Source organism: Flavobacterium sp. LB2P53 (assembly GCF_003970305.1).
Classification (GTDB): Bacteria; Bacteroidota; Bacteroidia; order Flavobacteriales; family Flavobacteriaceae; genus Flavobacterium.
The window spans coordinates 303,475-317,240 of the sequence record NZ_RYDG01000002.1; the positions used below are offsets into that span (position 1 = coordinate 303,475).

8 protein-coding genes are annotated in these 13,766 nt (G+C 34.8%); all 8 read left to right on the forward strand.

From position 1 onward, the window contains the following. Window positions 1–52 precede the first annotated feature (52 nt). Window positions 53–2,251 carry a patatin-like phospholipase family protein gene (locus EKL95_RS03840; RefSeq protein ID WP_126563584.1) on the forward strand — a complete coding sequence of 733 codons (2,199 nt, stop codon included), beginning with the start codon at window positions 53–55 and terminating at the stop codon, window positions 2,249–2,251. 189 nt (window positions 2,252–2,440) lie between these two features. Further along, entirely contained in the window at window positions 2,441–3,598 is a 1,158-nt protein-coding gene (locus EKL95_RS03845) for a homogentisate 1,2-dioxygenase (protein WP_126561430.1), read from the forward strand. Window positions 3,599–3,804: 206 nt separating this feature from the next. Continuing rightward, window positions 3,805–4,965: a 4-hydroxyphenylpyruvate dioxygenase gene (gene hppD / locus EKL95_RS03850; protein WP_126457633.1), complete on the forward strand. Its 1,161-nt coding sequence runs from the start codon at window positions 3,805–3,807 to the stop codon at window positions 4,963–4,965. Window positions 4,966–5,257: 292 nt separating this feature from the next. Further along, complete coding sequence (locus tag EKL95_RS03855; protein WP_126457632.1) at window positions 5,258–6,028, forward strand: DUF3108 domain-containing protein; 771 nt, start codon at window positions 5,258–5,260, stop codon at window positions 6,026–6,028. Next, window positions 6,028–6,963, forward strand: coding sequence for a tryptophan 2,3-dioxygenase family protein (locus EKL95_RS03860; protein WP_126554032.1), 936 nt, complete (start codon window positions 6,028–6,030; stop codon window positions 6,961–6,963). Before EKL95_RS03855 ends, EKL95_RS03860 begins: the two co-directional genes overlap by 1 nt. A 22-nt stretch (window positions 6,964–6,985) precedes the next feature. Continuing rightward, window positions 6,986–8,206 (forward strand): peptidoglycan DD-metalloendopeptidase family protein, encoded by a 1,221-nt coding sequence (locus EKL95_RS03865; RefSeq protein ID WP_126457630.1) that lies wholly within the window; start codon window positions 6,986–6,988, stop codon window positions 8,204–8,206. A gap of 188 nt (window positions 8,207–8,394) precedes the next feature. Next, window positions 8,395–10,038 (forward strand): glucose-6-phosphate isomerase, encoded by a 1,644-nt coding sequence (gene pgi, locus EKL95_RS03870; protein WP_126554030.1) that lies wholly within the window; start codon window positions 8,395–8,397, stop codon window positions 10,036–10,038. A 379-nt stretch (window positions 10,039–10,417) separates the two neighbouring features. Continuing rightward, on the forward strand, window positions 10,418–13,654 hold the full coding sequence (locus tag EKL95_RS03875; RefSeq protein WP_126563585.1) for a carboxypeptidase regulatory-like domain-containing protein: 3,237 nt from the start codon (window positions 10,418–10,420) through the stop codon (window positions 13,652–13,654). Window positions 13,655–13,766: the final 112 nt, after the last annotated feature.

The following is a 13,766-nucleotide window of genomic DNA, read 5'->3' on the forward strand; positions in this document are numbered from 1 at the left end:
GGACAAATAATACCCAATCGCGTCCAGTTTTAGTACTGCCAAATTGCTGCTTATGAAGAAAATTGCACTAATATTTCTTGTTTTTACTAGTTTAATGGTGTTTTCGCAGGAGCAAAAAAGACCTAAAATAGGCTTGGTTTTAAGCGGTGGTGGCGCAAAAGGATTTGCTCATATAGGAGTCCTTAAGGTGTTAGAAGAAGCGGGTGTCAAGATTGATTACATAGGTGGAACCAGTATGGGTGCAGTTATTGGAGGGTTGTATGCTTCAGGTTACAATGCAAACCAGATCGATTCTATTTTTCAAGCGACCGATTTCAATGAATTAATAAATGATTTTATCCCCAGGTCTTCCAAGAATTTTTATGAAAAAAGAAACGACGAATTGTATGCATTGGTTTTACCGTTTGACAAATTCAAAATAGGAATTCCAGAAGCCTTGTCTAAAGGGATCTACAATTATAATTTATTGAGCAGAATTACCAGAAACGTAAGACACATAAAGGATTTTAACCAGCTTCCAATTCCTTTTTTATGTATTGGAACTAATATTGAAACGGGAGAGCAAGTGGTATTGAACAAAGGGAATCTGGCACAGGCCATGATTGCCAGTTCCGCATTTCCCTCCTTATTTTCTCCGGTGGAAATTGATGGAAAAATTCTGGTAGATGGCGGCGTTGTTAATAATTATCCCATTGAAGAGGTGCGAAAATTAGGTGCGGATATCATTATAGGAGTTGATGTTCAAAATGATTTATTAGACCGAACAGAACTCAAGGATGCTACTAAAATTTTAGTTCAAATCACCAATCTTCAATCTATAGAGCGAATGAAAAAAAATGTAACGGATACTGATATTTATATTAGACCAGACGTTACACAATATGGTGTGATCTCATTTGACAAGGGAAAGGAAATAATAAGAAAAGGGGAAGAGGCAACATTTGGGATTTATGAGCAACTCAAACAACTTGTTGATGCGTCCAATCCCTACACGAAGCCCAAGTTAAAACTACTGTCAGACAGTCTTCAAATAAGAGCAATAAAAAGCAATGAATTAAAGAATTATACGAAAGAGTATGTCATAGGGAAGCTAAGATTTAAGCCCGGAGTAAAAACGTGCTATGATGATTTATTAAAAGGCATTAATAATATCAATGCAACCAAAAATTTCAGCTCTATCTCATATTCATTGGAACCTAATAAAGGGGGTGTAGACCTGAACATAAATTTAGAAGAGAATTCAACAAAAACCTATTTAAAATTTGGCCTGCATTATGATAATTTATTCAAAAGTGGCGTTTTGGTAAATTTGACCCGTAAAAAAACACTTTTTAAAAATGATATAGCCTCTCTGGATATTGTTTTAGGAGATAATATTAGATACAATTTAGATTATTATATTGAAAATAGATTTAATTTGAGTTTTGGTTTTAAATCTTATTACAACCAATTTAACAGGAATGTAGCCAAAGAAATAAGCAGTACAACGTTTAATAATCCGGATATAAATTCGATTAATGTAGATTTTACGGACTTGACAAATCAAGCGTATTTCCAGTCTTTATTTGTTCAAAAATTTCTGATAGGAGGCGGAGTCGAACTCAAATATTTAAAAATAAAATCAGAAACACTCGCCAATGTAGATCCAATAATTGATAACAGTAATTACTTCAGTCTTTTTGGCTACATGAAATTTGATTCTTTTGATAATAAATATTTTCCTAAAAAAGGATGGTATTTTACTGGTGATATTCAAACCTATTTGCTTTCGTCCAATTACACGGGCGATTTTCAACCGTTTTCTATTGCTAAAGCAGATTTTGGTGTAGCCGCAACTTTATTTAAGAACGCTACAGTAAAATTCCAAACCGATGCCGGGTTTTCTTTTGGTCAGGAAAGCGTTGCTTTTTTTAATTTTATTTTAGGAGGATATGGATATAATCCGCTTAATAATTTCAAATATTTATATGGATACGATTATTTAAGTGTGGCCGCTAATAGTTATATAAAATCAACAGGAACGATAGATTATGAGTTTTATAAAAAAAACCACATCAATTTTTCGGCAAATTTTGCTAATATTGGAGATCGGATTTTTGAGACCGTGGATTGGGTTTCAATTCCAAAATATTCTGGCTATGCCGTAGGATATGGTTTAGAAACAGTCATTGGACCTATAGAAATAAAATATTCCTGGTCCCCGGAACAGCCTAAAGGATTTACATGGTTTAGCATCGGGTTTATGTTTTAATTGTAATTTATTTGAATTTTAATTCCGATATTTGTTATTATGAAAACAATTTGGAACGGTTTGTTAGGATATCTGCAATTCCTCATTAAGAGGAATCCGGAATAGATTGTATTTTTTTTGATTTAATTAAATAAGTTTATTTCGATAAAACGATAAACTTTTAAACTTTAACTTTTAAGCAAAAAAATCATGCCTTTATACCATAAATTGGGAAAATTTCCCCAAAAAAGACATACTCAATTTGAAAAGCCTACAGGTGGTTTGTATTACGAACAGCTTTTTGGAACGGAAGGTTTTCATGGCCATTCCTCATTACTATATCACGTTCACAGACCAACACAGGTAAAGGAAATTTTAAAATCCTATTCAGTAGAACCAAAAATTGCCATTGGAAAAAACATCAAATCATTACTTTTAAAAGGTTTTGAGTTAAAGCCGGAGAACGATTTTCTGGACAGTCGTAAAGCCATGTTGATCAATAAAGATTGTATCATAGGATTAGCCGCACCCAGACAATCATTACGCAGTTATTTCTATAAAAATGCCGATGCCGATGAAATGATTTTCATTCATAAAGGGAAAGGAAAATTGCGCACCATGATGGGAAATATTTCTTTCGAATATGGAGATTACTTGATTATTCCACGTGGAATGATTTACCAAATTGATTTTGAAACTTCGGAAAATAGATTGTTTTACGTCGAATCATTTGCTCCTTTTTACACGCCAAAACGCTATAAAAATGAATCAGGTCAACATCTAGAACATTCTCCATTTTGCGAGCGCGACTTTATTTTGCCAACAGAATTAGAAACGCACGATGAAAAAGGTGATTTTCTAATAAAAATCAAGAAAGAAGGAATGATGCATGAATTCGTTTATGCCACACATCCCTTTGATGTAGTAGGTTGGGACGGTTATAATTTTCCATACGGATTTAGTATTCATAATTTCGAACCTATAACAGGTCGGGTACACCAGCCACCACCAGTGCATCAGACTTTTGAAACTTCAACTTTTGTCGTTTGTTCGTTCGTTCCACGATTGTACGATTACCATCCAAAATCCATTCCTGCGCCTTACAATCACAGTAATATAGATAGTGATGAGGTTTTGTATTATGTAGATGGGGATTTCATGAGTCGCAACAATATAGAGCAAGGTCACATTACACTACATCCAAAAGGGATTCCTCACGGACCGGCGCCAGGTGCTATGGAACGCAGCATTGGTCATACAGAAACCCACGAATTAGCGGTTATGGTTGATACCTTTCGTCCCTTAATGGTCACCGAAGAAGCGATGGGATTGGACGACGGTCAATATTACAAATCTTGGGTCGAGTAATTAGAAGCTATTTCCTGCTGTACGCTTTATCTTTTCCTGGCTAAAGAAGCCAGAAAAAGGTAATTGCGAGAGCAATTCGACCATCAGGGCTAGGGCTTTAGAGTAAACAACAACATAATTTTAAATTAATACATCCGTGTACATCTGTTTTATCCGCGTCAACCGCGTTCCAAAACTAGAGATGCCGAATCAAAAAATAAATCACAATGAGCAAAGAAGTAAAATCAGTAGAATACGGACTCGAAAAAATATTTGAAGGAGCACAAGATTTCCTTCCGTTATTAGGAACCGATTATGTAGAATTCTACGTAGGAAATGCAAAACAATCCGCACATTATTATAAAACGGCTTTTGGGTATCAGTCTTTGGCGTATGCAGGATTAGAAACCGGAGTGCGAGACAGAACGTCGTATGTGTTAAAACAAGATAAAATCCGCATTGTATTAACTACGCCATTAACACAAGATTCTCCAATACACGAACATTTAAGAAAACATGGAGACGGCGTGAAAGTTGCAGCGCTATGGGTAGAAGATGCCACCAGTGCGTACGAAGAAACCATGAAACGTGGTGCGCGCTCTTTTATGGAGCCTACGGTAGAGAAAGACGAATTTGGAGAAGTAGTACGTTCCGGAATTTACACTTACGGAGAAACGGTACATATTTTTGTAGAGCGCAAAAACTATAATGGTGTTTTCCTTCCTGGTTATAAGGAATGGAAATCCGAGTATAATCCGGAACCAACAGGATTAAAATACATTGACCACATGGTAGGAAATGTGGGTTGGAACGAAATGAATACTTGGGTTAAGTTTTATGAAGACGTGATGGGATTTGTAAATTTCCTTTCTTTTGATGACAAACAAATCAATACGGAATATTCAGCATTGATGAGTAAGGTAATGTCAAACGGAAACGGAAGAATCAAATTTCCAATCAACGAACCTGCCGAAGGAAAGAAAAAGTCACAGATTGAGGAATATCTGGACTTTTATGGAGGACCTGGAATTCAACATATCGCTATTGCAACGGATGATATTATCAAAACCGTATCGCAATTGAAAGCCAGAGGAATTGAATTTTTGTCCGCTCCTCCACATACCTATTATGAAGCCATTCCGGAGCGATTGGGAGATCACATGAAAATGATGAAAGAAGATTTAAACGAAATCGAGAAACTAGCCATCATGGTAGATGCCGATGAAGAAGGGTATTTGTTGCAAATTTTCACAAAACCGGTGCAAGACAGGCCAACCTTATTTTTTGAAATTATACAAAGAATGGGAGCCAAAGGTTTTGGAGCGGGGAACTTTAAAGCGCTATTTGAATCAATTGAGCGAGAACAGGAATTGCGAGGAACGTTGTAAAAAAGCATTATTTTTACATATTGTGAAAAAATAACTAATAAACAACATGTTTTTTTGTAAATGTTGTGTTAAACTTTTTTTTTAACAAAAAAAAGTGGATTTGTTAACTACCTTTGCACTCGCAAAAAGGGAAGGGGTGGTTTCCTTCCTGATTTCATATAAATTTCATAGTTTATAGTTTTTTGGTTAGTTAATAGCATAAAAACTCAGTCATTATTTGACTGAGTTTTTTTGTTTTGATATATTTGGAACAAAATTTGCTAATAGAGTCAATAAACAGACAAATTAAGTGATGAAAAAACTATTCTTATTCTTTGTGTTGATTATAACAGTAAGCTTTGATTCTCCTCAGGAAGATGCTTACGGAGTGGGTGAGTGGTTCAAATTCAGGATACACTATGGAATAGTCAATGCCGGTTATGCCACGCTGGAAGTAAAAGAGGCCATTTTGAACAACAAAAAAACGTTTCATGTTGTTGGTAAAGGATACACCACGGGGATGTCTCGTTTTTTCTTTAAAGTAGATGATTTATACGAAAGCTACATTGATAAGGAAACAGGAAATCCGTACCAGTTTGTTCGAAAAATTGATGAAGGCGGCTATACTAAAAATCAAGAAGGGTTTTTTGACCAATCTACAAACAGAGTTGTTGTAAAAGATTATAAACATAAAACCGAAAAAACACTTTACATTCCAAAAAACACTCAGGATATTCTATCGGCCTTTTATTATTTAAGAAACTATCCTAGTATCGATAAATTAAAAATTGGAGAATCAGTGGCAATCGATATGTTTTTTGATGATGAAACTACTAAATTCAAGCTAAAGTTTATTGGACGAGAAAATATTACCACTAAATTTGGCGTTGTTTCAGCTATGATTTTTAGACCTTTGGTTCAATCAGGACGCGTTTTCAAAGAGAAAGAAAGTCTTACTGTCTGGATTTCGGACGATGACAATAAAGTACCGCTGAGGATAAAAGCCAGTCTGGCAGTAGGGTCAATCAAGGCAGATATTGAGGGATACAGAGGATTGAAAAATCCTTTTAAAACAAAAAAATAATGAGTACTAAAGACAATTCAGAAGCTATTTTAAAAGAAATTGAGCTTAAATATGAAGCGATAAATCAAAAAACAGAAACACAGCTCGAAGGATTATTATGGTCTAAGCCAATCACCTATTGGGATTATATTCAGACAGATGCCCTGTTGAATCTTCAAATTCAGAGAACGACGCTTCCGGACGAAATGGTTTTTATCATGTATCACCAGGTTAATGAATTGATATTTAAAATGATTCTCTGGGAGATGCGGCAAATTTCCTATTGTGAAAGCATTAATACAGTATTTTTCACGGAACGATTAATGCGAATCAGCCGTTATTTTGACATGTTAACCACCTCTTTTGATATTATGGGAAATGGAATGGAAGTGGAGCAATACATGAAATTTAGAAATACACTAACTCCGGCCAGCGGCTTTCAAAGTGCGCAATACCGCTTGATAGAATTTTCATCAACAGACCTAATAAATCTGATTGATTACCGTTATAGAGATACCATTGACCGGAATACAACGTATGAGTTTGCACTGGAACATTTGTATTGGCAAGCAGCCGGAAAAGAGTATCACAGCGGTAAAAAATCATTTTTACTGGAGGAGTTTGAAAAAAAATATAAGAAGGAATTCTTAGCCCACATGGAGGAATACAACACCATTAATATTTGGCAAAAATTCAAACAATTACCGGAATCAGATCAAAAAAATCCAGAACTAATTCAAGCCATGCGTCATTATGACCATACGGTAAATATTACTTGGGTAATGCAACACCTTAATACAGCAAAAAAATATATTGATCAAAGTGGAAAAGGCGACGGAGAAGCTACTGGCGGGAGTGACTGGAAAAAATACATGCATCCAAAATATCAAAGAAGAATTTTCTTCCCGGAATTATGGAGTAGCCACGAATTAGAAAATTGGGGAGTAGAAATGTAGATTGAATAAAAAAAAACAAGATTTGAAACAAATATTTATAATTATAATAGCACTTTTTTCTTTAGTATCATGTAATAAAATGAAGGAAGTTGTGCCGGAAAAAGTAGTGAAACTTGTTCCTAAAAAGAGTGAGTTTGGGTTTGTTCTTGCTGATTTTAATATCGTTAATGATACTATAGAAAGGGGAGATACTTTTGGAACTATTATTCAAAATCAGAATATTGGGGAACGAAAAGTATATGATATTATTGCTAAAGTGAGAGATTCGTTTGATGTAAGAAGTATTAGAATCAACAGGCCTTTTACGTTGTTGAGGTCCAAGGATAAAAAACATAATTTACAGGCTTTTATTTATCAACCCGATGCGCTGAGTTATTACGTGATTGATATGCGGGACACAGCGGTAGTTGTTTATAAAAAAACCAAACCAATTACAATTAGGCGACGCACCATTGGTGGAGTTTTGAAAGAATCATTGTCGGAAACTTTAGACAATGCTAAGATTGAAGGGGCTCTAGCGAATAAAATAGCTAAAATTTACGCCTATTCAATTGATTTCATGAAACTCAAAAAAGGAGATCGTTTTGCGATAACGTTTACAGAGCGCTTTATAAATGATTCCGTTTATGATGGAGTCGAAGAACTGGAAGCTTCTTTTTTTGAATACGGAGGAAAAATTATTTATGCCTTTCCCTTTGCGCAGAACCCCAATTCAGATAAAATTCAATATTATAATGAAGAAGGGAAAACACTAAAAAATTTCTTTCTTAAGTCTCCAATAAAATTCAGTAGAATTTCGTCAAGATTTTCAAACAGTAGATTTCATCCGGTTCAGCACAGATGGAAAGCACATAAAGGAACGGATTATGCGGCGCCTCATGGCACACCTATAACCACTACGGCAAGCGGCGTTGTGGAGCAAAGTGGTTTTACTGCCGGAAACGGGAATTTTGTAAAAGTTAAACATAACGGAACCTACTCAACACAATATTTGCACATGTCAAAAATACTCGTGAGACGCGGACAACGGGTCAGTCAGGGACAGGTTATCGGTTTAGTAGGAAGCACAGGTTTGGCAACAGGGCCACATGTTTGTTATCGATTTTGGAAAAACGGAAGACAAGTAGATGCATTAAGACTTAAATTGCCTAGTGGTGAGCCGATGAATGGCGCTAATAAAAGTCGGTTTTTGACACAAATAACGCCCTTGAAATTTGAACTGGATAGTGTGGCTAACTTATAATGCAGCACTTAAAAATTAATTGAAAACAATTATTCTGTTGAAAAATACAAATACGTGGTGTGATTATACGATGGTCATTATTCATTGTATTTCCTGATAAATTGTTATATAAATGAAAACTCATTTAGCATTAAAACTAATTTCACTATTTTTACCCTATTAAAATAATACTACAAAACACATAATAAATGGCTTTAAATACCACAAATCCAACCGAAACAAGCGCTTGGAAAAAACTTGAAAAGCATTACAGCGAAATGCAAAAAGCGTCGATTCAGGAATTATTTCAATTGGACGAATCCAGAACAAAAAAATTCAATTTGAAATGGAATGATTTTTTAATTGATTATTCAAAAAATATTATTAATCAAGAAACACTTCAGTTGTTATTACAACTAGCAGATGAAGTAGGACTTAAAAGTGCTATTGCTGATTATTTTAATGGTGCAATAATTAATCAAACCGAAAATAGAGCAGTACTTCACACCGCATTGCGTGCCAAAAAATCAGCAATAATAAATGTTGATGGAAGTAATGTACTTACTGAAATTAATGAAGTAAAAAGTAAAATTAAATTATTTACCAATGAAGTAATTTCCGGCAAAAGAACAGGTTTTACAGGGAAACCGTTCACGGATGTGGTCAATATAGGCATTGGAGGCTCGGATTTAGGGCCTGTTATGGTTGTTGAGGCATTGCAATTTTATAAAAATCATTTAAATGTTCATTTTGTTTCTAATGTGGATGGGGATCATGTAAATGAAATCATAAAAAAACTAAATCCAGAAACAACGCTTTTTGTGGTTGTTTCCAAAACATTTACAACTCAAGAAACATTAACCAACTCTGAAACCATCAGAAAATGGTTTTTAAAATCGGCTACTCAAGAAGATGTGGCCAAGCATTTTGTTGCCGTTTCTACCAATATTCAAAAAGTAACAGCGTTTGGGATAAACCCAGACAACGTATTCCCTATGTGGGATTGGGTTGGAGGGAGATTCTCTTTGTGGAGTGCCGTTGGACTTACGATAAGTTTAGCCGTTGGGTACGATAATTTTGACGGCATGCTAAAAGGAGCCAATGAGATGGACGAGCATTTCAAAACTGCCGATTTTGACCAAAACATGCCGGTTACGTTAGCGTTATTGAGTATTTGGTACAACAATTTTTTTGGTGCCGAAAGTGAAGCTTTGATTCCGTACACGCAATACTTACAAAAATTAGCACCCTACTTGCAACAAGGAACAATGGAAAGCAATGGTAAAAGTGTGGGTCGGGACGGGAAACCGGTCAATTACCAAACGGGGACGATCATTTGGGGAGAGCCAGGAACGAATGCGCAACATGCCTTTTTTCAGTTAATTCACCAAGGGACAAAACTGATACCTGCAGATTTTATTGGATTTGTAACTCCTCTATACGGCGACAATGATCATCATGATAAACTAATGTCTAACTTTTTTGCACAAACAGAAGCATTAATGCATGGGAAATCAGAAGAACAAGTACAAGCTGAATTTGATACACAAGGAATTTCAGCTGATAAAGCAAAATTCCTTTTGCCATTTAAAGTTTTTACAGGTAACAAGCCTACAAACACTATTTTAATCCAAAAACTGACACCCGAAACCTTGGGTTCTTTGATAGCCTTGTATGAGCACAAGATTTTTGTACAAGGAGTGATCTGGAATATTTTTAGTTTTGACCAGTGGGGAGTTGAATTAGGAAAACAATTGGCAAATTCTATCTTGGAAGAAATTAATACAAAAACGGTTCAAACACATGACGGATCTACCACTTTTTTATTGAATCATTTTTTGAAGAATAAATAGGAGCAAATAAGCTACTGATTTTTATGATCGTATCAATTTTCATTTAAGGTTGATTACTGCTCTGTTTTTGATGGAGGTATAAAACACTAAAAGCCTTGATTTTAGCTAATTCAGGGCTTTTTAGTATTTAAGTAATTCTGGCAGAGTACTTTTTTTAAATTTGTGTTATTTTTTTTAGTATTTGCAATTGGTAATTTGGTGTGGATAATTTAATATAAAATGATTTTAATTGAATAATTTCTTTTTTTTTAATTAAAAAAAGCGTGATTATTGGTTTGAGATAAAAATTCTGTTTAAAAGAAACGATATTCTTAACGTTATGTTAACTTATTAAAGCAAAAATGTTATATTTTTGCCAAATATTAATAAACTAGACAATATGAAAAAATTTTTAAAGTTGTTTTTTGCATTAGCGTTATTATTTTGCGCTAATCCTAACCTTTACGCACAGGGAAATACAAATTCCTCTGTAAGCGGAAATGTTTATGATAACGATTCTCAAACTTTACCAGGGGCATCTATTCTTGCAGTACATACTCCTTCAGGTTCCCGTTACACTGCATCTACAGATGGGACTGGTAATTTTAGTATTTCAAACATGAGAGTAGGGGGACCTTACAAAATTACTATCACTTATGTAGGTTTCAGAAACCATGAAGAAAACGAAATTTATCTTCAATTAGGAGAAAATAAAACCTTTAAAATTGCTTTGGCTGAAGAGTCAAATCAATTGAAAGAAGTAGTAGTTAGAAGCGCAAGAGACAATACGTTTAATTCTCAAAGAACAGGAGCGCAAACAGTAATTAATTCTGATAAAATCAATTCATTACCTTCCTTATCCAGAAACATTTCTGATTTTGCAAGATTGACACCTCAGGCACAAATTCGAGGCGATGATCAATTGTCTATTGGGGGACAAAATAATAGATTCAATGCAATTTATATTGATGGAGCTGTAAGTAATGATGTTTTCGGACTAGCTGCAAACGGAACTAACGGAGGGCAAACGGGTGTAAGTCCAATTTCTGTGGATGCAATTGAGCAATTTCAAGTAAGTGTAGCTCCTTATGATGTGAAACTTTCAGGTTTTGCGGGTGGAGCAATTAGTGCAATTACGAAATCAGGAACTAATGATTTTGAAGGATCTGCCTATTTTTTCAATAGAGACGAGTCTATTTCTGCTAAAACGCCTCCTTCATTGGCAGGTGCAGACGGAAGACAAAAGTTAGCTGATTTTTCTGCGCAAACGTACGGAGTTCGTGCAGGTGGATCAATTGTCAAAGACAAATTGTTTTATTTTATCAACTATGAAAAACAAAATAATGAAACACCACAACCTTTTGATTTTGGTACCTACGCAGGAGATTCTAAATTAGCTGATATTAATGCCTTAACTGCAAAATTAGCAGGTTTTGGATATGATCCAGGTTCTTACAATAATAATGTCAGAACACTTAAGAGTGATAAAATCATTGCTAAGTTAGACTGGAACATCAGTGATAATCATAAATTATCATTTAAGCACAGTATTGTTGATGCAGAGAATTTTTCTCCTAGCCGTTCTTCTGCTACAGCAATTAGTTTTATCAATGGTAGTCAGTTATTTAAATCGACAACTAATTCAACAGCTTTAGAACTAAACTCAAGATTTAGTAATAAATTTTCTAACAATCTTGTTATTGCTTACACAACTGTAGCTGATGACAGAGACCCATCTGGAGATCCGTTTCCTACCGTTCAAATTATAGATGGTCCAGGTAGTATTTTCTTTGGTGCAGAAGCTTTTTCAACTGCAAATCTTTTAGATCAAAAAGTATTGACTATTTCTGATAATTTTGAAATCAATCTTGGAAGAAATAAAATCACGATTGGAACTCACAACGAATTTTCACAATCTAAAAACGTATTCTTTGGTAACAATTTTGGAGCTTATCGTTACTCCAAATTATCTGATTTCTTAACAGATGCAAGAGCAAATAGGTTTTTAATGAACTATTCCTTGATTGGTGGTAGTGGAGATGAGTCGCTAGGAGCAGCTGAGTTTGGTACAAAACAATTTGGTTTGTATATTCAAAATGACATGAGATTGACTGAAAATTTCAAACTTTCTTACGGAGTAAGAGTTGATATGCCGGTATGGGAAGATGGTTTAGTAAATAATGATTTTAATGTTAGAACGGTTGGGTTATTACAAGCAGCCGGTAAAAACTTGAAAGATGCCAGAGTAGGTCAAGGGATATCTAATTATGCTCATTTTGCACCGCGTTTGGGTTTTAATTATGATGTAAATGGTGCAAAATTAACTCAAATTAGAGGTGGATTTGGAGTATTTACTTCTAGGTTACCGCTAGTATGGCCAGGTGGGACATATAACAATAATGGAGTTACTCAAGGAGCGATTCAAATTACCGGAGGGACAACGCCAGTGTTCAATCCTAATCCAAGCGTTGATAGTCAAATAGCGCCGCTTCCTGCTTCTGTCCCAAGACCAGGTTCAGGTAGTACGGGCGGTAATATTGATATTTTTGCAAAAGATTTTAAATTACCACAGGTATTTAAAGCAAGTTTTGCAGTAGATCAAAAATTGCCATTAGGCTTCGTGTTTACTTCTGAAGTTACTTACAATGATAACATCAGTGCTATCACCTATGAAAATTTGAATATCAAAGCGTCTACAAGTAACTTAACTGGAGCGGATACAAGACCAACTTACAATGCAAATAATAGAGTTGATAACAAGTATCTAGGAATTTATTTGGCCTCTAATACAGATGAAGGAAAAGCTTATAATGTGTCTTTTACTTTAACTAAAAACTTTAGATCACCATTTATTGACGGTAATATTTCTGGTACATATTCCTATGGTAAGTCTACCGTTCTATTGGATGCAACCTCATCTCAAAACAGTTCTCAGTGGAATAATACTGAAACCGTTAATGGAGCTAATTTTCCAACATTGTCAAGATCTGATTTTGATCAAGGTGCAAGAGTTATTTCGAACGGAAATGTTACTTTGAAATGGAGTAAATTCACAAAATCAAGAATTGGTTTCTTCTACGAAGGAGCTCAAGGAACACCGATAAGTTATGTGTATAATGACCGTGGAAATTTGTTAAAAGATACATTCTCTAGTTCAGCATTGATTTATGTTCCTGCTGCTAAATCTGAAATTAATTTAGTAAGCACAACTAATGGCTTAACCGCTGATCAACAATGGGATGCGCTTAGTGCTTTTATCGAAGGGAATGAGTATTTAAGAAGTAGAAAAGGTGGATACGCTGAGCGTAACGGAGATCGTTTAAAAACGACTCATGTTGTCGATTTGAAATTTGCACAAGAGTTTACTATCAACGTAGGGAATAAGAAACATACCTTAGAATTTACAGCTGATATTTTCAACTTTACCAATCTTATAAATAAAAATTGGGGTAAACGTTATTTTACAAGCTTTGACCAAGTGCAATTGCTTCAGCAAGTTGGATTCTTAGCTAATGGTACCACACCAACGTTTAGATACAACCCTGCTGTAGGAAATAATGTTAACCAAGTTGATGATGTAGGTCTTAACTCATCAAGATGGCAAATGCAAACTGGTGTTCGTTATACATTCAACTAGTTTAGCTTAAAATAATCTAACCCTCATTTCAATTTGGAATGAGGTTTTTTTTTTATAACTAAAAACCACATTTTAAGTCTTTTAAAAAAAGAATAATCTTTAATAAAAAAAA